Source organism: Salinisphaera orenii subsp. orenii MK-B5 (assembly GCF_003788635.1).
In the GTDB taxonomy this organism is placed as follows: domain Bacteria; phylum Pseudomonadota; class Gammaproteobacteria; order Nevskiales; family Salinisphaeraceae; genus Salinisphaera; species Salinisphaera orenii.
Genome location: NZ_AYKH01000017.1, coordinates 16,284 through 36,751 on the forward strand (window position 1 = coordinate 16,284; position 20,468 = coordinate 36,751).

The 20,468-nt window shown below is 67.7% G+C and carries 21 protein-coding genes; 2 read left to right on the forward strand and 19 right to left on the reverse strand.

Going from position 1 to position 20,468, the window contains the following annotated elements:
- Positions 1-85 precede the first annotated feature (85 nt).
- The 14 genes from SAOR_RS09680 to SAOR_RS09745 form a co-directional block, all read right to left on the reverse strand.
- The gene (locus SAOR_RS09680; RefSeq protein ID WP_123631250.1) at positions 86-1,360 is read right to left on the reverse strand and encodes a hypothetical protein; all 1,275 of its coding nucleotides are present in this window, start codon (positions 1,358-1,360) and stop codon (positions 86-88) included.
- Between the two features lie 86 nt (positions 1,361-1,446).
- Positions 1,447-1,860, reverse strand: coding sequence for a F0F1 ATP synthase subunit epsilon (locus SAOR_RS09685; protein ID WP_123631251.1), 414 nt, complete (start codon positions 1,858-1,860; stop codon positions 1,447-1,449).
- A 63-nt stretch (positions 1,861-1,923) separates the two neighbouring features.
- Positions 1,924-3,315: a F0F1 ATP synthase subunit beta gene (atpD, locus tag SAOR_RS09690; RefSeq protein ID WP_123631252.1), complete on the reverse strand. Its 1,392-nt coding sequence runs from the start codon at positions 3,313-3,315 to the stop codon at positions 1,924-1,926.
- A 72-nt stretch (positions 3,316-3,387) separates the two neighbouring features.
- Positions 3,388-4,248: a F0F1 ATP synthase subunit gamma gene (atpG, locus tag SAOR_RS09695; RefSeq protein ID WP_123631253.1), complete on the reverse strand. Its 861-nt coding sequence runs from the start codon at positions 4,246-4,248 to the stop codon at positions 3,388-3,390.
- A gap of 43 nt (positions 4,249-4,291) precedes the next feature.
- On the reverse strand, positions 4,292-5,833 hold the full coding sequence (atpA, locus tag SAOR_RS09700) for a F0F1 ATP synthase subunit alpha (protein WP_123631254.1): 1,542 nt from the start codon (positions 5,831-5,833) through the stop codon (positions 4,292-4,294).
- A gap of 71 nt (positions 5,834-5,904) precedes the next feature.
- Entirely contained in the window at positions 5,905-6,441 is a 537-nt protein-coding gene (locus SAOR_RS09705) for a F0F1 ATP synthase subunit delta (RefSeq protein ID WP_123631255.1), read from the reverse strand.
- Between the two features lie 3 nt (positions 6,442-6,444).
- Positions 6,445-6,918 (reverse strand): F0F1 ATP synthase subunit B, encoded by a 474-nt coding sequence (locus SAOR_RS09710; RefSeq protein WP_123590248.1) that lies wholly within the window; start codon positions 6,916-6,918, stop codon positions 6,445-6,447.
- A 56-nt stretch (positions 6,919-6,974) separates the two neighbouring features.
- Positions 6,975-7,256: a F0F1 ATP synthase subunit C gene (gene atpE / locus SAOR_RS09715; RefSeq protein ID WP_123590247.1), complete on the reverse strand. Its 282-nt coding sequence runs from the start codon at positions 7,254-7,256 to the stop codon at positions 6,975-6,977.
- A gap of 46 nt (positions 7,257-7,302) precedes the next feature.
- The gene (gene atpB, locus SAOR_RS09720; protein WP_123590246.1) at positions 7,303-8,145 is read right to left on the reverse strand and encodes a F0F1 ATP synthase subunit A; all 843 of its coding nucleotides are present in this window, start codon (positions 8,143-8,145) and stop codon (positions 7,303-7,305) included.
- Between the two features lie 55 nt (positions 8,146-8,200).
- A complete protein-coding gene (locus SAOR_RS09725) occupies positions 8,201-8,575 on the reverse strand; it encodes an ATP synthase subunit I (protein WP_185015624.1) in 375 nt (124 codons plus the stop codon).
- A gap of 137 nt (positions 8,576-8,712) precedes the next feature.
- The gene (locus SAOR_RS09730) at positions 8,713-9,570 is read right to left on the reverse strand and encodes a ParB/RepB/Spo0J family partition protein (protein WP_123631257.1); all 858 of its coding nucleotides are present in this window, start codon (positions 9,568-9,570) and stop codon (positions 8,713-8,715) included.
- 24 nt (positions 9,571-9,594) lie between these two features.
- Complete coding sequence (locus tag SAOR_RS09735; RefSeq protein ID WP_123590243.1) at positions 9,595-10,437, reverse strand: ParA family protein; 843 nt, start codon at positions 10,435-10,437, stop codon at positions 9,595-9,597.
- A gap of 75 nt (positions 10,438-10,512) precedes the next feature.
- Complete coding sequence (gene rsmG, locus SAOR_RS09740; RefSeq protein WP_123631258.1) at positions 10,513-11,172, reverse strand: 16S rRNA (guanine(527)-N(7))-methyltransferase RsmG; 660 nt, start codon at positions 11,170-11,172, stop codon at positions 10,513-10,515.
- An 11-nt stretch (positions 11,173-11,183) separates the two neighbouring features.
- Entirely contained in the window at positions 11,184-12,890 is a 1,707-nt protein-coding gene (locus tag SAOR_RS09745; protein WP_123590241.1) for a glutamine--tRNA ligase/YqeY domain fusion protein, read from the reverse strand.
- A gap of 206 nt (positions 12,891-13,096) precedes the next feature.
- On the opposite strand from SAOR_RS09745, the gene SAOR_RS09750 reads away from it, so the two are divergent.
- Positions 13,097-13,870 (forward strand): hypothetical protein, encoded by a 774-nt coding sequence (locus SAOR_RS09750; protein ID WP_123631259.1) that lies wholly within the window; start codon positions 13,097-13,099, stop codon positions 13,868-13,870.
- A gap of 25 nt (positions 13,871-13,895) precedes the next feature.
- On the opposite strand, the gene SAOR_RS09755 is transcribed toward SAOR_RS09750, so the two are convergent.
- The 5 genes from SAOR_RS09755 to SAOR_RS09775 all read right to left on the reverse strand — a co-directional run bounded on the left by SAOR_RS09755 (position 13,896) and on the right by SAOR_RS09775 (position 20,109).
- The gene (locus SAOR_RS09755; protein WP_123590239.1) at positions 13,896-14,828 is read right to left on the reverse strand and encodes an NAD(P)-dependent oxidoreductase; all 933 of its coding nucleotides are present in this window, start codon (positions 14,826-14,828) and stop codon (positions 13,896-13,898) included.
- Positions 14,829-15,498: 670 nt separating this feature from the next.
- Positions 15,499-16,953: a WS/DGAT/MGAT family O-acyltransferase gene (locus SAOR_RS09760; protein WP_123590238.1), complete on the reverse strand. Its 1,455-nt coding sequence runs from the start codon at positions 16,951-16,953 to the stop codon at positions 15,499-15,501.
- A 520-nt stretch (positions 16,954-17,473) separates the two neighbouring features.
- Entirely contained in the window at positions 17,474-17,869 is a 396-nt protein-coding gene (locus SAOR_RS09765; protein WP_123631271.1) for an MAPEG family protein, read from the reverse strand.
- 82 nt (positions 17,870-17,951) lie between these two features.
- On the reverse strand, positions 17,952-19,085 hold the full coding sequence (gene prpC / locus SAOR_RS09770) for a bifunctional 2-methylcitrate synthase/citrate synthase (protein WP_123631260.1): 1,134 nt from the start codon (positions 19,083-19,085) through the stop codon (positions 17,952-17,954).
- A gap of 37 nt (positions 19,086-19,122) precedes the next feature.
- A complete protein-coding gene (locus SAOR_RS09775) occupies positions 19,123-20,109 on the reverse strand; it encodes an acrylyl-CoA reductase family protein (RefSeq protein ID WP_123590236.1) in 987 nt (328 codons plus the stop codon).
- Between the two features lie 149 nt (positions 20,110-20,258).
- On the opposite strand from SAOR_RS09775, the gene SAOR_RS09780 reads away from it, so the two are divergent.
- Positions 20,259-20,468, forward strand: a complete 210-nt coding sequence (locus SAOR_RS09780; protein WP_123590235.1) for a dodecin — start codon at positions 20,259-20,261, stop codon at positions 20,466-20,468.

Below are 20,468 nucleotides of genomic sequence, written 5' to 3' on the forward strand. Positions count from 1 at the left end.
CGCATACCCGCGGCGCGATCGACTCGGCTCCGCCGGATTCAGCGCTCAATCTAACAAATTCGTCGATTCGAAGGGCGCGCGCCGCTCAATAGCGCGGCACCCACGGCAGGCGCAGGGCGCGAGCCATCGAGTGGAGTCGCGGGACGAGGGCGGCCGTGCTCTGGCTGTAGTTGAGCATCAGCTGCACATCGCCGTCGTCCTCCGGCGTCGCGCCCCAGCCGTCGCTGAGATAATCCACGCTCAGGTCGACACGATCGATCCGATCCGCGAGCCCCAGCGTGAAGCCGGCGCGGCCACCGTATTCCCGATCGTCGAAACGACTGCCACCGACGGCGAATCTCGGCGAGACTTCCGCCGACAGACCGCCCAGGCTGAGTCCGCGCGTGGCCGAGACCCGCCACATCGAGCCGCTGACCGGCAAGCCGCCGGGCGCGGCCATCACCGGGTCGTACCAGCCGACGCTCGTATCCAGACGCCAGTCGCTGACGCGTACGGTTGGCACCAGCAACTGCAGTGCCATCGGCGCATGGCCCGCGTGCGTGCCCAGACCGGGGTTGCCGACTTGCGCGCTGAACCGCCAAGGGCGGCCGATGTCAGTGAGCCGCGCGTTCCGCGACAGCCGCCATTCCTGTACCAGCCCGGCCTGCGATCGCAGCGCGGTCGCCTGATGCAGGCGCAGCGTCTGCGACAATTCCCAATCGCCGCCGACGGCCTGGCTGCCGCCGACTTCGAAGCCCGCATCGCCGGCACGTACCGAACTCCCGAGGGCGTTGAAGGTCGGATCCGCCTGGAAGAAGCCGAGACGATAACTCTGGGTGTCGAAGGTTTCGGCCAGAGCCAGGCGCGCCGCGCGACCGCCCAGCGTCGGGGCATCAGCCATCCGGCTGTTGCTCACCTGAGCGACTTCCGTTTCGAGCGTGGGCAGAAACCAGCGTTCGCCGAGGTCCAGCCGGTTGGCCGCGCGCATCAGGGTTTGGCTGCGGCCGAGCTCACCGCTGCGACTCTCGGTCCGGAGCGCCGACATGCGAACGACGGGCGTCCCGACGACATCCGAACGCCACTGGAGCCCGCTCGTCAGGTACTGCTGACTGGCGTTGCTCAGCGCATCCAGACCGGCGAACGCCCGCGCATGGCCAAGATTCCGCCCGGCCAAGGAGAGATCGAAGTCCCGCGCCTGGCCGTGGACCGTGCGATTGAGCGACGCAGAGACGAACGGTGAGATCGTCTGTGGTGGCGCGGCGCCGGCGCTCGTCGCGCAAACCATGATCAGCCCTGCCAGCAGAGCCGGACCGATACGGTGTGGGACGACGCGGAGCATGACGCGGATGATGGATCGGCACGGTGGATCGCTGCAGCGCACCAATCTAGTCGCGATTCGCTGAAACCGCAAGTTAGCGCCGATAGTTGACGCGTATTGTGAAAAGCGCGCTCAGGGCGCGCGATGCGTCAGTGGCCCGAACGCAGCTTCTGGACAATGCTCAGCCGTGCCGCGGCTTCGGCGAGCTCCGCCTGAGCCCGTGCCATATCGACGCGGTCGTGCGCCTCGGACATCGCCTCTTCGGCGCGCTTCTTGGCCTTCTCGGCCTCGGCCTCGTCGATGTCCGCGGCGCGCTCCACGGTGTCCGCGAGCACGGTGACCAGATGCGGCTGCACCTCAAGCACCCCGCCCGAGACGAAGAACGTGACCTCGTCCTGGCCTTCCTGCTGCACGCGTACCTGACCGGGGCGCATCCGCGTCAACAGCGGCGCGTGTCGCGGCGCGATGCCGACCTCGCCGAGTTCGGCGGCGACGAACACCATGGAGGCGGATCCCGAATAGATCTCGCCTTCCGCGCTCACAACGTCGACATGTATTTTCATAACCCTGCCCTGTGGCGCGCGCGGCCCGTACGGCCGCGCGCCGATGCGCGATCCAAGACGGCCCTAGGCCGCCTGCTTGTCCATGTCCTCGCCCTTCTTCACGGCTTCGTCGATGGTGCCGACCATGTAGAAGGCCTGCTCGGGCAGATGATCGTAGTCGCCGTCGACAATGCCACGGAAACCACGGATGGTCTCGGACAGCGGCACGTACTTGCCGGGCGCGCCGGTGAACACTTCGGCCACGAAGAACGGCTGCGACAGGAAGCGCTCGATCTTACGGGCGCGGGAGACCGACAGCTTGTCCTCTTCGGAGAGCTCGTCCATGCCCAGAATGGCGATGATGTCCTTGAGCTCGCGATAGCGCTGCAGCGTCTGCTGGGTATCGCGTGCGGTCTGGTAGTGCTCCTGGCCGATCACGTTCGGGTCGAGCTGGCGCGAGGTCGAGTCCAGCGGATCCACCGCCGGATAGATGCCGCGCTCCGCGATCGAGCGAGCCAGCACGACGGTGGCGTCCAGATGCGCGAAGGTGGTGGCCGGCGACGGGTCGGTCAGGTCGTCCGCGGGCACGTAGACCGCCTGCACGGAGGTGATCGAGCCGGTCTTGGTCGAGGTGATGCGCTCCTGCAGCAGGCCCATCTCCTCGGCCAGTGTCGGCTGATAGCCCACGGCGGAGGGCATGCGGCCCAGCAACGCCGAGACCTCGGTGCCGGCCAGCGTGTAACGATAGATGTTGTCGATGAACAGCAGGACGTCGCGGCCTTCGTCGCGGAAGAACTCGGCCATGGTCAGGCCGGTGAGCGCCACGCGCAGACGGTTGCCCGGCGGCTCGTTCATCTGGCCGTAGACCAGGGCGACCTTGTCGATGACCTGCGACTCCTGCATCTCGTAGTAGAAATCGTTGCCCTCACGGGTCCGCTCGCCGACGCCCGCGAACACCGAATAGCCGGAATGCTCTGCCGCGATGTTGCGGATGAGCTCCATCATGTTGACGGTCTTGCCCACGCCGGCGCCGCCGAACAGGCCGACCTTGCCGCCCTTGGCGAAGGGGCAGAGCAGGTCGATGACCTTGATGCCGGTCTCGAGCAGCTCCTGGCTGCCGGCCTGCTCCTCGAACGTCGGCGGCTCACGATGGATCGGCGCGGTCTGGTCTGCACCGATGTCGCCCGCCTTGTCGATCGGATGACCGAGGACGTTCATGATGCGGCCGAGCGTCTTCTGACCGACGGGCACCGAGATCGCCGCGCCGGTGTTCTCGACGGTGCCGCCGCGGGTCAGCCCCTCGGTCACGCCCATGGCAATGCAGCGCACGACGCCGTCACCGATCTGCTGCTCGACCTCGAGCACCAGGTCCTTTTCCTTGAGGATCAGCGCGTCATGGATGTTGGGCAACGATTCGCGATCGAATTCCACGTCCACGACCGGACCGATGATCTGTACGACTTTACCGCTACTCATTTCCGATTCCTCACATGGGCAGCGCTCGGGCTGCCGGTATGTCTCTTGAATGCGTTGATTGCCGCGCCCGGGCTACGACACGGCGGCGGCGCCCGCCACGATCTCCGAAAGCTCCTGGGTGATCGCGGCCTGGCGCTGCTTGTTGTACTCCAGCTGGAGGTCGTCGATGATGTCGCCCGCGTTGTCGGAGGCCGACTTCATCGCGACCATGCGCGCCGCCATCTCGCAGGCGACGTTCTCCACCACACCCTGATAGACCTGGGCCTCCACGTAGCGCACGAGGATGTCCTCGAGCAGCTCGGCCGGTTCCGGCTCGTAGATGTAGTCCCAGTGATCGGGCAGGTCGTTGTCATCCGCCGGCTGCACCGGCAGCAACTGCTGGCTCTCCGGCTTCTGGGTCATCGTGTTGACGAAGCGGTTGCCCATCAGGAACAGCCGGTCGGCGTTGCCTTCCCGGTAGTCGTCCAGCATCACCTTGATGGTGCCGATCAGGTCGTCGATGTGCGGGCGATCGCCCAGATCCACGACCTCGGCCTTGATGTCGGTCAGCCGCCGGAAGAACGACGCCGCCTTGCGGCCGATGACCACGAGCTCGACCGGCACGTTGCGCTCTTCCCAGTGACGCATCTCCGCCAGCACCTGCCGGAACAGGTTGATGTTGAGACCGCCACAGAGCCCCCGGTCGGTCGAGATGACGATCATGCCGACGCGATTGACCTCGCGCTCGACCATGAACGGATGCTCGAAGTCCGGGTTGGCCTCGGACAGATGCCCGATGGTGCGACGGATCTTCTCCGCATAGGGCCGCGCCGCCTCGACGCGCTCCTGGGCCTTGCGCATCTTCGATGCGGCGACCATCTCCATCGCCTTGGTGATCTTCTGCGTATTCTCTACGCTCTTGATCTTGCCCTTGACTTCCTTTGCGCCGGCCATTCGGAAACTCCGTTAAACGATGCCAAAAAGACGCCCGGTGTCGTTACCAGGTGTGCGTCTCCTTGAACTGTTTCAGCGCCTTGTGCAGGGACTCCTCGACCTCGTCGCCGTAGTCGCCGGTCTCGTTGATCTGGTCCATCAACTCCTTCTGCTCCGTCTCCATGTACTGATGGAGGGAAGCTTCGAAATCGGTGACCTTGTCGGCGTTGACGTCGTCGAGATAGCCCTTCTCGGCGGCGAACAGCGAAGCGGCCATCAGCGCGACCGACAGCGGCTGGTACTGCTTCTGGATCATCAGCTGCGTGACGCGCTCGCCGTGCTCCAGCTGCTTGCGGGTGGCGGCATCCAGATCCGAGGCGAACTGGGCGAAGGCGGCGAGTTCGCGGTACTGCGCCAGCGCAAGGCGAATGCCGCCACCCAACTTCTTGATGATCTTGGTCTGGGCCGAGCCACCCACGCGCGAGACCGACAGACCCGCGTTCACCGCCGGCCGAATGCCGGAGTTGAACATGTCGGCCTCGAGATAGATCTGACCGTCGGTGATGGAGATCACGTTTGTCGGCACGAACGCGGAGACGTCGCCCGCCTGCGTCTCGATGATCGGCAGCGCCGTCAGCGAGCCGGTCTTGCCCTTGACCTCGCCGTCGGTGAGCTCTTCCACATAATCGGCGTTGATGCGTGACGCGCGCTCGAGCAGACGCGAATGAAGGTAGAACACGTCGCCGGGGAAGGCCTCGCGACCCGGCGGCCGGCGCAGCAGCAGCGAGATCTGACGATAGGCCACCGCCTGCTTGGACAGATCGTCGAAGACGATCAGCGCATCCTCGCCCTTGTCTCGGAAGAACTCGCCCATGGAACAGCCGGCGTACGGGGCGATGTACTGCAGCGCCGGCGAGATCGCCGCGCCTGCAGCTACGACGATGGTGTGATCCATCGCGCCCTGTTCCTCGAGCTTGCGCACCACCGCCGCGATCGAGCTGTTCTTCTGCCCGATGGCGACGTAGATGCACTTGATGCCGCTGTTCTTCTGATTGATGATCGTGTCGATCGCGATCGCGGTCTTGCCGATCTGACGGTCACCGATGATCAGCTCGCGCTGGCCGCGGCCGATCGGAATCATGGCGTCGATCGACTTCTGGCCGGTCTGCACCGGCTGGTCGACCGACTGACGCTCGATCACACCCGGCGCAACCTTTTCGATCGGCGCGGTCTGGGTCGTGCCCAGCTCGCCCTTGCCGTCGATCGGAATGCCGAGCGGATCGACCACGCGACCCAGCAGCTCGTCGCCGACGGGCACCTCGAGAATACGGCCGGTCGTCTTGACCTCGCAGCCCTCCGAGATGTGGGTGTACTCGCCCATGAGCACCGCGCCGACCGAATCGCGCTCGAGGTTGAGCGCGATACCGTAGGTGCCGCCCGGGAATTCGAGCATCTCACCCTGCATGGCGTCGGCCAGCCCGTGAATGCGGGCGATGCCGTCCGCCAGGCTGACCAGCGTGCCGACGTTGCGCGACTCGGTGACGGAATCGAAGTTTTCGATCCGCTTCTTGATCAGGTCTGAGATTTCCGACGGATTGAGTTGCATTGACCTTGTCCTCTGTGTCCTTGTCGCCGCGGCGCCTGCCGCCGGCGGATGATCGCCTGTAAGAGCCGGGCTTAGTGCGCCAGTGACTGCCGCATGCGCTCGAGCTGGGCGCGCAGCGACCCGTCGATGATCAGATCGCCCGCCCGGATGACCGCGCCGCCGATCACGCTCTCATCGCGCTCGAAGCTCAGGCGCACGGTGCGCGCCAGCCGCTGCTCGAGCGACTGCGCGAGCGCGGCCTGCTGGTCGTCCGAGAACTCGACGGCGGAGGTCACGCTCACGTCGACCCGGTTCTCGGCCTCGGCCTTGAGCGACTCGAACTGGTCGGCGATGTCGGGCACCAGACGGAGCCGGGAATTCTCGACCAGCAGACGCACGAGATTGCGTGCCCCGTCGTTGAGGTCGTCGTCCGCGATGCCGATGATGGCATCGGCCAGCACGCGATCGTCGATCTCGGGATTGTCGAGCACCGCAGCCACGTCCGGATTGCGGACCACGGCCGAGAGCGCGGCCAGCGCGTTGGACCACGCATCCAGCGTGCCTCCGGCCTGTGCGATCTCGAAGACGGCCTCCGCATAGGGCCGTGCCAGCGTCTGGATCTCGGCCATGGCTTAGCGGATCTCCGTGACGAGATCGTCGATGATGTCGTTGTGCGCTTTGGCGTCGATCTCGCGCTTGAGAATGCGCTCCGCGCCGACGACGGCCAGCTCGCCGACCTCGCGCCGCAGGTCCTCCTTGGCCGAGGCGACCGCCTGGTCGACCTCCTCTCGGGCTGCGGCGACGATTCGATCGCCTTCCGCACGCGCTTCGTCGCGCGCCCGATCGAGGGTCTCGTTGGCCTGACGCTGAGCGTTGGACAGGATCTCCTGCGACTGCTCGCGTGCCTTGCCGACCATTTCCTCGGCCTTGGCGGTCGCCTCGTTGAGCTCGCGAACGCCGCGCTCCGCGGACGCCAGACCTTCGCTGATCCGCTTCTGACGGTCCCGCATGGCCTGCATGATCGGCGGCCATACGAACTTCATGGTGAACCAGACGAAGATCGCGAAGACGATCATCTGGGCCAGCAGTGTGGCATTGATGCTCATGGGTTACCCCGGGCTTGCTTAACTCGACTCAAGGCGGTGGCGAAAAAGTCCGCGACTTAAGCGCCGCCCGCCGACTGCACAGCCGCCACGAAGGGGTTGGCGAACGTCAGGAACAGGGCGATACCGACACCGATCATGGACACGGCGTCCAGCAGGCCGGCGATCAGGAACATGCGCCCGGTCAGCATCGGGGCCATTTCGGGCTGGCGCGCAAGGCCTTCGAGGAACTTGCCGCCCAGCAGACCGAAGCCCAGCGCGGTACCGATGGCGCCGAAGCCAATCAGGATCGCGACGGCGATGGCGGTCATGCCCTGAACGTCAGCAATGGCTTGTTGCATTTTCTACTCTCCGTTTACGAGTCAGTGGGGTCAGTGGGTTGGTCGACTAGTGATCCTGCTGCGCCATGCTCAGATACACGATCGTGAGCATGCCGAAGATATAGGCCTGCAGCGTGATGACCAGGATATGGAAGATGGCCCAGCCGACACCGAGCAGGACCTGCAGGATGAACATCGGGATCGCGAGCAGGCTCGCGCCCGCGCCCAGCGTGAATGTGGCGATCAGGATGAAGATCAGTTCGCCGGCATAGAGGTTGCCGAACAGTCGCAGCGACAGCGACACCGGCTTGGCGATCGTCTCCACCAGGAACAGCATGAAGTTGAACGGCGCCAGCCAGGGGCCGAAGGGATGCGTCAGCGTCTCCTTGAGAAAGCCCACGCCGCCCTTGACCTTGATGCCGTAGAACATCATCAGCAGGAACACCGAGATCGACAGCCCGAAGGTGATGTTCAGATCGGTGGTGGGCACGACCTTGAGATACTCGATGCCGCTGGCATGGGCCGCCGCCGGCAGCGCGTCCACCGGGATCAGGTCCATGAAGTTCATCAGGAAGACCCAGACGAAGATGGTCAGCGCCAGCGGCGCGATCAGCTTCGAGTCCCCGTGATAGATGTCGCGCACCTGGGTATCGGTGAAATCGACCACCATCTCCACGAAGTTCTGCAGCCCGCTCGGCTCGCTGGCCGTGACCTTCTTGGCCGCCAGCCGAAAGAAGTACAGGAAGAACACACCCAGCACGATCGAGAAGAACAGACTATCAACGTTCAGCACCCAGAAGCCACTGGCGTGCCCGTCGATCTGCATGCTGCTCAGATCGAACTTGAGGTTCGTCAGATGGTGCTGGATGTACTGGGTGGCGGTGCTGCCGCCCTCTTCGGCACTGGCCATGCGATTGTTCCTCGATCCAAGCCTCTGTCGAACCCGCGGCGCGTTCGCCGACGACCTATCGCGTCATCATCAGGGCCAGCCAGTAGCACGCCAGACAGGCCACGTAGGTGACGAGCAGCGGCAGAAACTGCTGACCAAACAAAAGGGCTGCCGCGAAAAACAGCCCTACGGTCAATCCGAGTTTTCCGAACTCGCCCATGTAGAAGGCGCGAGCCATCTTGCGTGCATCGATCGCCCGACGGCGCGGAAGCATCCAGAGCGCCATCCAGAAACCGGGCACTGCGGCAACGATCGCGCCGAAAAAGGCAGCCGCTGCAGCGTCGGCCCCGCGCAACCCGCCGAAGCCGGCGGCACACACGAGCCCCATGGTCAGCTGCGCCCCGAGCACCGCGAACGCGAGACTCATGTGACGCAGACGTGGCCGGTTCATCTTAGAGAATCCCCCACCGCGGCGACCGTCCCGACACATTCTCTCCTCGTGTCGGTCACGGCGCTCGACGGACTATAGACAAAGGAAAAACGAAGGTCAATTGCAGCAAAAAGCTGCCTGATACAGGCAAATGCCGATTATTTGAGCCGTTCCAGCAGCGCTTCCAGCTCGCCGGCACTGGCGTAGTCGATCACCACACGGGCCCGACCGCCCCGCTGCGAGCGCACGGTGACGCGGGCGCCGAGCGTATCCCCGAGCTCGCGCTCGAAGCGCACCAGCCGGTTGCTCTGGCGTGGCGCCGTCTCGCCGTCATCGTCCTCGGCCATGGCCGAGGCCACGAGCGCCTCGGTCTGGCGGACGGTCAGCTGACGGGCGGCCACCCGGGCCGCGAGATCGGCCTGCAGCGCGGCCGGCGCACCGAGCAGTGCCCGCGCGTGCCCCATCTGGATGTCGCCGCTGCGCAGCAGCGCCTGGGCCTCGGGCACCAGCTCGGCCAGGCGCAGCAGATTCGACACCGCCGCGCGCGAACGACCCACCGCCTCGGCGCAGGCGGCATGGGTCAGGCCGCATTCCTCGATCAGCCGGCGCAGCGCCTCGGCCTCTTCCAGCGGATTGAGATCCTCGCGCTGGATGTTCTCGATGAGCGCGACGGCCATCGCGGTCTCGTCGGGCAGCGCCCGCACGACCACCGGCACCGTCTCCAGCCCGGCCAGCCGCGCGGCCCGCCAGCGGCGCTCACCGGCCACGATCTCGTAGCCGTCGCCGGTGTCGCGCACGACCAGCGGCTGGACCACGCCCTGCGAGCGGATCGACTGCGCGAGCGACTCCAGCGCCTCGGCGTCCATGTCGCGGCGCGGCTGATAGCGGCCCGGCCTAAGCGCGTCGAGGCCGACCTCGGTGAGCTCGGCGGCGACGCCGGCCTCGGCGGCCTCCTCGAGGTCCTTGGACAGCAGCGACTCCAGCCCCCGGCCGAGCCCGCGTTTCTTCTGTGCCATAACTGCGTCTTCCCGATGAGACCGCTAGCGCGCGCGCCGCCGCCGACCGAACAGCGACGACACCGCGCGCCGCGCGCCGGATTGGGGGGCCCCGACGATCTCGCTGTCGTCGCGGCCGAGGATCTCCGCGGCCAGCGCACGATAGGCCGCGGCCCCGGTTGCGGCGTTATCGTAATGCATGATCGGCAGGCCGTAACTCGGCGCCTCCGCCAGCCGCACGTTGCGCGGGATCACGGTCTCGTAGACCGCATCGCCGAAATACTCGATCAATTGATTGGAGACGTCCCCGGTCAGGCGGTTGCGGGCGTCGTACATGGTGCGCAGCACGCCCTCGATGGTCAGCTCGGGATTCATCATCTGGCGCACGCTCTCGATCGTCTCCAGCAGCGCCGACAGCCCCTCCAGCGCGTAGTACTCGCACTGCATGGGTATGATGACGCCGCGCGCGGCGGCCAGCGCGTTGATCGTGAGCATCGACAGGGCCGGCGGGCAGTCGACGACGACATAGTCGAAGCTGTCCGAGATCTCGGCGATCGCGTGCTTGAGCGCGAGACGGCCGTTGCGCCGATCGCGCAGACCGACCTCGGCGGCGGTCATGTCGCCGTTGGCGCCCAGCAGATAGAACGCGCCGTCGAGCACGACCTCCAGGGCCTCGGCCACGCCCTTGTCGCCGAGCAGGAAATCGCAGACCGTGGCCTCGAGCGCGTTCTTGTCGACGCCCACGCCCATGGTCGCGTTGCCCTGGGCGTCCATATCGACGAGCAGCACCCGCTGCTCCGCCTCGGCGAGCGCGGCGGCCAGATTGATCGCGGTCGTGGTCTTGCCGACGCCGCCCTTCTGATTGGCGATGGCGATGATGTTGCTCATGAGCGCGTATCCTAAAGCACGATGCGACCCGCGCGCCGACCCGGGCGGCCCGGCGCGCGCGCATCCGGGCAGCGATCAGGCCCGAACGGGCTCGAGAACGACCAGATGCCGCGCGGCATCCAGCCCGGGCACCGTCAGCGCGCGCGTCTCGCGATGCCGGAACGCCGGCGGCAGCGCCCCCAGTTCCGCGGCCGGGTCCCGCCCCTTCATCAGCAGGAAGCGCCCGCCCGGGCCCACCAGATGGCCGGCCAGGCGCAGGCAGTCGTCCGCCGCGGCAAAGGCGCGGCAGATGACGCAATCGAAACCGGTCGCGGGCGCATGGGCCTCCACGCGGGCCCGCACGACCTCGACGTTGGCGAGCTGCAAACGTCGGCGAACGTGACGCAAAAAGGCCGCCTTCTTCGCGCTCGACTCGATCAGCGTGACCGCGATCTCCGGCCGCGCCAGCGCGATCACCAGCCCCGGCAGCCCGGCGCCGGTGCCTACATCCGCCAGCCGCGGGCCCGTCACCGCCTCGAGCACGGCCAGGCTATCGAGCAGATGCCGGGCCACCATCGCCCGCGGCTCGCGTACGGCCGTGAGGTTGTGGGTGGCGTTCCAGTTGGCCAGTTCGGCGAGATAATCCAGCAACCGCGCGCGCACGCCCGTGCCCAGCTCGAGGCCGAGCGCGGCCGCACCCGCGGCGAGTTCGCGCTCGCAGGCGGCCCAGTCCGTCGGCGCCGTGGCGCGAGGCATCGGCACAGCCCTCAGCGGCCGTCGTCGATCTTCGACCAGCTGTCGCGCAGCGGCACCACCCGGTTGAACACCGGCGCCCCGGGCAGGTGATCGAAGCGATCGGCCACGAAATAGCCGATGCGCTCGAACTGGACACGCTGCTCGGCCTCGACCTCGGCCAGGCCGGGCTCGATCCAGCAGCCGGCGTGGACCTCGAGCGAGGCCGGGTTGAGATCGTCCAGAAAATCGCCCGTCTCGCGGCCGGGATTCGGAGTCGCGAACAGCCGGTCGTAGGCGCGCACCAGCGCCCGCCGGCCGTGGCTGGCCGAGACCCAGTGGATCACGCCCCGCGGTTTGACGCCGTCGGCGGGGTTGTCGCCGAGGGTGTCCGGATCGTAGCGGCAATGGACTTCGATCACTTCGCCGGCGTCGTCGCGGACCACGTCCGTGGCCTCGACGACATAGGCGTTGCGCAGCCGCACCCGCTTGCCGAGCACCAGGCGCTTGTACTTCTTGTTCGCCGACTCGCGGAAGTCGGCCTTCTCGATGAAGACCTCGCGCGTGAACGGCAGCGTGCGCGCGGGCAGATCGTCGCGGTTCGGGTGGCCCGGGGCGGCGAGCATCTCGACCGCCTCCTCGGGGAGGTTGGTGATGACCAGCTTGAGCGGGTCCATCACGCACATCGCGCGCGGCGCGTTGTGGTTGAGATCGTCGCGGACCGCGTTCTCCAGCACCGCGGTGTCGACCACGCCGTCCGAGCGCGACACGCCCACGGTCTCGCAGAAGGCGCGGATCGAGGCCGGGGTGTAGCCGCGCCGGCGGATGCCCGACAGCGTCGGCATCCGCGGATCGTCCCAGCCGTCGACGATGCCGGCATCGATGAGCCGCCGGAGCCGGCGCTTGCTGGTGATGGTGTAGTTCAGATGCAGCCGGCCGAATTCGTACTGGACCGGCCGCGCGGGCACCGGCAAGTGCTCGATGAACCAGTTGTACAGCGGCCGATGGTCCTCGAACTCGAGCGTGCAGATCGAGTGGGTCACGCCCTCGATCGCGTCCGACTGGCCATGGGCGAAGTCGTAGGACGGATAGATGCACCAGGCGTCGCCGGTCTGGTGGTGCGCGGCGTGGCGCACGCGATAGATGATCGGGTCGCGCAGATTCATGTTGCCGGCGGCCATGTCGATCTTCGCGCGCAGGGCGGCCTCGCCCTCGGCGAAGCCGCCGGCCCGCATCTTCTCGAAGGCGGCCAGATTGTCCTCGACGCTGCGCTCGCGATAGGGGCTGTCGGTACCCGGGGTGTTCCAGTCGCCGCGGTATTCGCGCGCCTGCTCGGAACTCAGTTCATCGACATAGGCATGGCCCTGCTCGATCAGGTGCAGCGCGTAGTCGTAGAGCGTATCGAAGTAGTCGGAGGTGAAGCGCACCGCGCCTTCCCAGTCGAAGCCCAGCCAGTGCACGTCCGCCTGGATCGAGTCGATGTACTCCTGCTCCTCCTTCTCGGGATTGGTGTCGTCGAAGCGCAGCCGACACTTGCCGCCGAAGTGTTCGGCCAGCCCGAAATTCAGGCAGATCGACTTGGCGTGGCCGATGTGCAGATAGCCGTTGGGCTCGGGCGGAAAGCGCGTCACCACCTCGCCGTGGTGCTCGCCGCGGGCGATCTGATCGGCGATCAGCTGGCGCAGGAAGTTGTGTCCGCCCCGGGGTTCGGCCCGGGACGCGTCAGAGGCGTTGTCGGTCATACCAGGCGGCTCGCGCCCGAGGGGGCGCATGGTTGCGAAGTCAGGTCCATTGCCGCGTCAGTATAGCGTTTCGAGGCGAACCCGCCGTGACCGGGCGGCCCCGCCCCGGGATTCGGCCTCCCAATCGGCGCCGGTCCGGGCGCCGCGCGCTGGGCAAGCCGCGCCCAGTGCGCAAGAATGCGGACAGGGCCACCGGAGGGCTTTCGATGAGCGACAAGATCGTACCCGTGGATTTCAGCAGCGCGCGGCGCGGCGCGGATGCCGCCCGCCCGGACGCCAACCGGCCGCCGGTCCCGCGGGTGCCGGATTTCGCCCACGCCGACGCGATCTGGCCGCGGCCCGGCGATATCGCCTTCCTGCTCGCCGCCGCCGGCCACCCGAGCGACGACGACAGCCTGCTCGCCCCGGGCGCCTCGCCGGCGGTGGAGGCGCTGATCGAGGGCGAGGCGGTCTATCGGCAGGTCACCGGTGCGGCCGGCGGCTGGCTCGACATCTCGCCCCAGCTGTATTTCCACGTGCTGCTGCGCCGCCACCTGCCACGGCCGCGCACCTATCTGCAGCGGCGCGTGCAGCGCTATCTCGCCAATCTCCTGAGTCTGTTCGTGCGCACCGACCGGCTCTACCGCATCCAGCCCGGCGAGCACGAGACCTTCGAGTATCTCGTCGACCTCATGGCCGAAGCCGCGGAAAGCGGGCCCGAACGGCAGTTTCTGGTGCACGCGCACATGGGCAACTATGCGCTGTATCTCGCCGGCATCGGCCGCGGCTGGATCGAACACCGCCAGCGCTACGGGCGCAGTGCGCTCGGGCTCGACTACTACCGCGACATGGGCTGCAGCGCCTACCAACGCGCCGCCGACCATCGTCTGGCGCGGGAGCTGGACATCGCGCCCATCCTGGAACATCTGGCGCAGCGCTTCTCGGGCTACGCCGGCGCCCTCCAGCGACTGCAGCCCGGGGGGCCGCCGGGCAACGGCTGAGCACCCCGCCGGCGCGGATCCGCCCTCAGGGCGTCACCTGCCCGGGCAACGAGTCGTCGCCGGCGAAATGGGCCGCGAGGCTAGCCAGCCCCTGGGTCACCATCTCGTCGAATGCGACCGCCGACAGGCCGCCGACGTGGGGCGTACAGATGAGATTGGGCAGGGTACGACAGGCCGCGGGCACGTCGGGCTCGCCCTCGATGACGTCCAGCGCCGCCCCGGCGATGCGCTCGTTCTCGAGCGCCGTGACCAGCGCCTCGGTGTCGACCACCGAACCGCGGGCGACGTTGACCACACAGCCGTTCGGGCCCAGCGCCTCGAGCACCGCCGCATCGACCAGATGGTGCGTCGCCGGCCCGCCGGGGCAGCAGAGCACGAGCAGCTCGCAGCGCTCGGCCAGCTCGATCGGCGAGGCGGCGTAGTCGGCCACCCTGGCCTCGGCCGGGCGCCGGGCGTGATAGACGATCTCGCAGTCGAATCCCTGCAGCCGTCGTTCGATCAGGCGGCCGATGCGGCCGAAGCCCAGAATGCCCACCCGACGGCCGGTCAGCACCGGCTCCAGCTCGCGCACGGCCAGCCACTGGCCGTCACGCACGCAGCGATCGTAGTGCGGCACGCGGCGCAGCAGCGACAGCAGCAGCGCCATCGCGTGGTCGGCCACGGTGGTGCTGTTCACGCCGCGCCCCGCCACCACCGGAATGCCGCGCCGCTGCGCCGCCGCCCGGTCCACGCCGTCATGGCCCACGCCCTGGCAGACGATGATCTCCAGCGCCGGCAGCGCCGCCATGGCGGCATCGGACAGCCCCACCATGCCGTTGGTCCAGACCACCGCCGCGCGCCGGCACAGCGGATTGTCGGGCACGATCTCGCCCGGGGCGAGGCACGCCAGCTCGTAACGGTCGGCGATCCGTTGCCGATAGGCTGCCGGCAGGTCGACGATGAGGAGTACCAGGGGCATGTCCGTTCCCGTTTCTTAACGCGGGCGCGACCCCGCACCGTCATGCGTGCCGACCTCGCCCGGCGTCGCCGATGACACCGGATCGCGATAAAACCCGGCGATGTCCGGCGCCGGCGCAGCTCGCTGTCGTGGCGTGGTCGGCCACGAGGCCGCCGAGCATCGCGGGGTTCCCGGCCGCGATCCCGAAGGCCGGGACGCGGAGCAAGAACCTTCCGTGACCGCGATGACGCCCGCATATTCGGTCGACGGTCGACCGCATGATACACCGATACCGTCTCGACCCGGCTGCCGCGGCACGGCGACACCCCGATGCGGCGCGGGGCGGCGACGAGGCATTCCCCCGGACCGCGCTCGGCCCCGACGACCGTCCGGCCGCGTGCGTGCATCGACATATCGATCGGCGGCCGCCGGGGCGTCGCCACCGCGCCCGGGCTGCCCGGACTCGGCGGCGCAGTCGGGTACCCCGGCCAGCGTCGCGCCTTTCGCAATCGAACCGACGTGCTCGGCGCAGGCCGGCCCCACGAGCACCGGCCGCCCCGAACGCACGTTCCAGCCGGCCGGTGGCGCGCGGTTGCGGTGCCTCGGCACGGCGATACGGGGCCACGCGTGGCCGGAACGCACGCCGCCTGCCTAGGCCGGGGTTCGGGACCGGCCGCCCGGCCGCGCGACCTCAGCCGCGCGGCGAGCGCCGGCTCGGCTGCTTGCGTCGCGGCGCGTCGCCGGCGCCGTCCAGATAGAGCGCCTTGAGTTCCGCCATCGCCTCGCCGGCATAGACCGCGACGTTCTGCATCGAAGGCAGGCTGTCGTGACAGCCGATGAAACCGAAGCCCATGGTGTCGGCATAGCCGTGCACGGTGATGTTCAGCGCCTGGCCGTGGGTGACCAGCGAGGTGGGATAGAAGGCCTCCATGCGCGCACCGCGGATGTAGAGCGGCTTGCGCGGGCCCGGCACGTTGGAGACCGTGACGTTGAACACCGGCCGGGTACGCCCGGCCATGCCCGAGACCAGCGACAGCACGTAGGGCGCCATGAGCGCGACCGTGTACTGGGTGATCGCGGCGGCCGAGAGCTTCTCCAGGTTCTGCTTGGCCTGGCGCGTGGAGGCGGACACGATCTCGAGCCGCTCGCGAATGTCGGCCACGTCCGTGGCCAGGCTCGCGATGATGAAGGTGATGGCGTTGCCGCAATCCTCGTCGTCGGCCGGGCGCACGGACACCGGGATCCCGGCGGTGAGCGGCTTGGCCGGCAGTTCGCCCAGCTCGCGCAGATAGCGGCGCAGCGCGGTGCCGCAGATGGTGAGCACGATGTCGTTGACGGACACGCCCGCGGCCCGCGCCAGCATGCGCAGCTCGGACAGCGGATAGAGCTGGGTCGCATAGCGCCGGGTGGCGTCGATCCGGCCGTTGAGGATCGACTGCGGCGCGGCGAAGGGCAGGCCGAGGCTGCGCGTCTTCGAACGCGCGGCACTGAGCATGTCGCGCAGAACGCTGGCGAAGCCGGGCAGCGAGGTGACCTGCTCGCGGGCGCCCGAGGTCAGTTCGGCCACGGCGCGATACAGCCCCGGCGGCGTCTCCTCAGGCGCCTTCTTCCAGCGCCGCTGCTTCGGCTCGATGGCCCAGAACGGCGGCCGCTCGGGCTCGTCCGGCGTCTCCGCCAGCGCGCGCGCCAGCAGCCGCATGCCGGCGACACCGTCGATCAGGGAATGGTGCATCTTGAGGTAGATCGCGAAGCGCTCGTTCTCCAGCCCCTCGATCAGATGGCATTCCCAGGGCGGACGCGAGAAATCCAGCGGATGGCTGTGCAGGCGCGAGGTCAGCGTGCCGAGCTCCAGCTCGCCGCCCGGCGCGGGCAGCGCGGAATGGCGGAAGTGATAGTCGACGTCGATGGTGTCGAGCAGCTCCCATTCGGGCGACAGATAGTTGAACCGACCGGGACGCAGCCGCTGGTTCCACGGCCGGTAGGCCGCGCTGTGGCTGCGCCAGGCATCGACGACCTGCTGGCAGAAGTCCGCCGGCGCATCCGCCGGCTTGTGGAAGGTCAGCAGGCCGCCGACGTGCATCGGCGCGCGCGCCGATTCCACCCGCAGCCAGGCCATATCGACCAGATTGAGTCGCTTGGTCCGCATCTCGCTCCTCTCGCACCCCTGAAGGGCGCCGCATGCAAAAGCCGATGACACCGCCCCGGGGCGACGCCGATCCCATCCCTCGCTCGTAGTGCTCTTGTCGTTCGATTTTTCATCGGCGACCCGGCGTGCCGGGCCACGACCACGATCGAGCCGGCGTGTACCGGCCATCCTGCATGATAGCGATCCCCGAGCGCGAAGGGCATGACGCCGCGCGTTCCGGACGCTCGGCGGCCGAGGCGAGGCGCCGAAGCGACCGACCGGCGATGCGACAGCTCGGTCATGCCTCGTGAGCCCGGCCGGGCGCCGCCGTGCGCCCCGGGCCCGGAGCAGGGCGTCAAACCGGGGCGATCGGGCGGCCGTGCCCGCAGCATCGAAACGAATCGAGCATCGGCCGGTCCGCGCCCCGACCCGGGCCTCGGAAGGGCGGCAACGAAAGTCCACCGGCCCGAACATCGCCGGGCCACCCGTCAGGCGCGCATCGCGCGCGCGGCGCGGGCGTTCGCCCGGGCGCCGCGACGCCCTAGCCGATCGCGGCGACCAGAAACAGCGCGATGGTGCAGGCGGTGGCACCGAACCAGACGAGACTGCGCGCCGTGGCCCGATCGGTGATATAGCACCAGCCGTAGGCAATGCGCAGCAGCACGAACAGCACCGCAAAGACGTTGATCGCGCCGATCGAGCCGCCGGAGATCACCGCGATGATCACGCCCGCGGCGAACGCCGGAAAGGCCTCGAACGAATTGAGCTGGGCCCAGTAGGCGCGTTTCTGCGCGCCCTCGGTCTGCTCCAGCCACGCCCGCGGGTGGTGGTTATCGGCCAGATCCATCCGCCGCGAGCCGCCGGCGAACTTCGCATAGGCGACGAAGGCCACCGGCATGAACGCCGCGATCAGCACGCACCAGTACGCCAGAATCATCTGCATCTCCCCGCCGCCGATTGATCGCTCATGGGCCCGAGACTACCGGGTGCCACGCCCGCCGGGAAGCGGGCGCCGCATTCTATGACCCGCGCTGATCGATCGGGCGGAAGTCGCGGATCTCCGGGCCCACGTATTCCGCGTTCGGCCGGATCAGCCGGTTGTCGGCGCGCTGCTCGAATATGTGCGCGCCCCAGCCCGTCAGCCGCGAGATCACGAAGATGGGCGTGAACAGGTGCGTCGGAATGCCGAGGAAGTGATACGCCGTGGCGTGGTAGAAGTCCGCGTTCGGAAACAGCTTCTTCTCGTCCCACATCACCTGTTCGATGCGCTCGGAGATCTCGTAGAGATTGCGCTTGTAGGCATCGTCGCCGGCGAAGTGCTTCGACCATTCCTTGATGATCGGATTGCGCGGATCGTGCGTCTTGTAGACGCGATGGCCGAAGCCCATGATCTTTTCCTTGCGCGCCATCATCTCCTTGAGGCCCTTCTCCGCCGCGTCGGCGTCCTCGAAGGTCTGGATCAGTTCCATGGCCTTTTCGTTGGCGCCGCCGTGCAGCGGGCCGCGCAGGGCGCCGATGGCGGCGGTGACCGCGCTGTAGAAGTCGCTCAGCGTTGCCGTGACCACGCGCGCGGTGAACGTCGAGGCGTTGAACTCGTGCTCGGCGTAGAGGATGAGCGAGGTCGACATCGCCTTGGTGGCGTCCGCGCTCGGCTTCTCGCCGTGCAGCAGATGCAGGAAATGGCCGCCGATCTTGTCGTCATCGGTCTCGACGTCGATGCGCTTGCCGCTGTCGGTGAAGTGATACCAGTACAGCAGCATCGACGGGAAGCTCGCCAGCAGGCGATCGGCGACATCGTGCTGCTGGGCCTCGGGATCGTTCTCCTGTTCGACGGTGCCCAGCACCGAGGCGCCGGTGCGCATGACGTCCATGGGATGCGCGTCGCCCGGCGTGAGCTCGAGCGCCTTCTTGACCGCATCGGGCAGGCCACGCATGCCGATCAGGCGCTGCTTGTAGGCGTCGAGCTGGCTCTGGGTCGGCAGCTCGCCGTAGAGCATGAGGTAGGCGACCTCCTCGAACTCGGCCTTCGCCGCCAGGTCCTCGATCAGATAGCCGCGATACGTCAGGCCCACGCCTTTCTTGCCGACCGTGCAGACAGCCGTCTTGCCGGCGGTGACGCCGGCCAGGCCGGCGCTGTTCTCGTTGTTGCTCATCCCAAACTCCTCGTGATCAAAGATGGCCGGATGCCGCCTAGGCCTGGATATCCACCACCGTGCGGCCGGTGTTGCGGCCCGCCATGATGGCCTCGCACACGTCGAAAACGTCGCGCAAGCCTACGGTTTGCGTTGCAATGCTGTCCAGATGAGACGGTTTGTCCGCGCCGGCCATGGCGGCCCAGATCTGCTCGCGCCAGGCCGGCGGACATTCCACCGAATGGATGCCCAGCAGCGACACGCCGCGCAGGATGAAGGGCAGGACCATGGTCGGCAGCTTGGGGCTGCCCGCCAGGCCGATGGCCGCGACGTTGCCGTAGGGATGCACGTGGCCGAGCAGATTGGCCAGCAGCTCGCCGCCCACGGCGTCGATGCCGCCGGCATAGACCGGCTTGCCCATGGGCTTGCCTTCGAGATCGAGCGCCTCGGGGCCGATCACGTCGGTCGCGCCGAGCTGACGGAGGAAATCGCCGTGCTGCTCGGCCTTGCGCGACACCGCGATGACCTCGTAGCCGGCACCGGCGAGCATGTCGATGGCGAACATGCCGACGCCGCCGGTCGCGCCGGTGACCACGACCGGTCCCTGCTCGGGCGCCTGGAAGTTGTCGCGCATGCGCTTGATCGCCATGCCCGCGGTGAAGCCGGCGGTGCCGATCGCCATGGTCTCCCAGAGGCTCAGGCCCTCGGGCCGGGCGGTCACGCAGTCGGCCGGCACGCGCACGTATTCGGCCAGGCCGCCGTCGCGGGTCTCGCTGAGAAACCAGCCCGTCACCAGCACCTCGTCGCCGGGTGAAAAGCGCGCATCCTCGCTCGATTCGACCGTGCCGGCGACGTCGATGCCAGCGTTGAGCGGGCGCTTGCGCGCGATCTTGCCCTGGCCGGTGATCGCCAGCGCGTCCTTGAAGTTCAGCGACGAATAGCGGGCCTTGATGACCACATCGCCTTCGGAGAGGGTATCGAGGGCCACATCGGTCAATTCGCCGCGGGTGCCGTCATCGGTGTCGACTATGCGCAGTGCTTTCATGCCGGGCTCGCGAAAAGGATGAAAAACGGGCCGCTTTTGTACCATATCGAGCGCTTGCTCGGCATCGCGGCCCGGCGTGCCCGCGTTCTTGAGCGCGAACGACGCGCGGCGTAGGCTAAGCGCCAAATCCGTTGCAACCGACTTTCATCATGACCGACAACGTCTACAAGACCGTCGAGCTCACCGGCTCCTCCGAGACCAGCCAGGAAGACGCCGTGCGCAAGGCGATCCGGGAGGCCTCGAAGACGATCAAGCACATGCGCTGGTTCCAGGTCACCGAGACCCGCGGCCACGTCGAGGGCGGCGAGATCGCGCACTGGCAGGTCTCCGTGAAGGTCGGCTTCACGCTCGAGGACTAG

Coding starts and splice junctions, on each gene's coding strand:
- SAOR_RS09685 (WP_123631251.1), bottom strand. CDS start 1,860: ATGAAAATACATGTCGACGTTGTGAGCGCGGAAGGCGAGATCTATTCG.
- atpD (WP_123631252.1), bottom strand. CDS start 3,315: ATGAGTAGCGGTAAAGTCGTACAGATCATCGGTCCGGTCGTGGACGTG.
- atpG (WP_123631253.1), bottom strand. CDS start 4,248: ATGGCCGGCGCAAAGGAAGTCAAGGGCAAGATCAAGAGCGTAGAGAAT.
- atpA (WP_123631254.1), bottom strand. CDS start 5,833: ATGCAACTCAATCCGTCGGAAATCTCAGACCTGATCAAGAAGCGGATC.
- SAOR_RS09705 (WP_123631255.1), bottom strand. CDS start 6,441: ATGGCCGAGATCCAGACGCTGGCACGGCCCTATGCGGAGGCCGTCTTC.
- SAOR_RS09710 (WP_123590248.1), bottom strand. CDS start 6,918: ATGAGCATCAATGCCACACTGCTGGCCCAGATGATCGTCTTCGCGATC.
- atpE (WP_123590247.1), bottom strand. CDS start 7,256: ATGCAACAAGCCATTGCTGACGTTCAGGGCATGACCGCCATCGCCGTC.
- atpB (WP_123590246.1), bottom strand. CDS start 8,145: ATGGCCAGTGCCGAAGAGGGCGGCAGCACCGCCACCCAGTACATCCAG.
- SAOR_RS09725 (WP_185015624.1), bottom strand. CDS start 8,575: ATGAACCGGCCACGTCTGCGTCACATGAGTCTCGCGTTCGCGGTGCTC.
- SAOR_RS09730 (WP_123631257.1), bottom strand. CDS start 9,570: ATGGCACAGAAGAAACGCGGGCTCGGCCGGGGGCTGGAGTCGCTGCTG.
- SAOR_RS09735 (WP_123590243.1), bottom strand. CDS start 10,437: ATGAGCAACATCATCGCCATCGCCAATCAGAAGGGCGGCGTCGGCAAG.
- rsmG (WP_123631258.1), bottom strand. CDS start 11,172: ATGCCTCGCGCCACGGCGCCGACGGACTGGGCCGCCTGCGAGCGCGAA.
- SAOR_RS09745 (WP_123590241.1), bottom strand. CDS start 12,890: ATGACCGACAACGCCTCTGACGCGTCCCGGGCCGAACCCCGGGGCGGA.
- SAOR_RS09750 (WP_123631259.1), top strand. CDS start 13,097: ATGAGCGACAAGATCGTACCCGTGGATTTCAGCAGCGCGCGGCGCGGC.
- SAOR_RS09755 (WP_123590239.1), bottom strand. CDS start 14,828: ATGCCCCTGGTACTCCTCATCGTCGACCTGCCGGCAGCCTATCGGCAA.
- SAOR_RS09760 (WP_123590238.1), bottom strand. CDS start 16,953: ATGCGGACCAAGCGACTCAATCTGGTCGATATGGCCTGGCTGCGGGTG.
- SAOR_RS09765 (WP_123631271.1), bottom strand. CDS start 17,869: ATGATTCTGGCGTACTGGTGCGTGCTGATCGCGGCGTTCATGCCGGTG.
- prpC (WP_123631260.1), bottom strand. CDS start 19,085: ATGAGCAACAACGAGAACAGCGCCGGCCTGGCCGGCGTCACCGCCGGC.
- SAOR_RS09775 (WP_123590236.1), bottom strand. CDS start 20,109: ATGAAAGCACTGCGCATAGTCGACACCGATGACGGCACCCGCGGCGAA.
- SAOR_RS09780 (WP_123590235.1), top strand. CDS start 20,259: ATGACCGACAACGTCTACAAGACCGTCGAGCTCACCGGCTCCTCCGAG.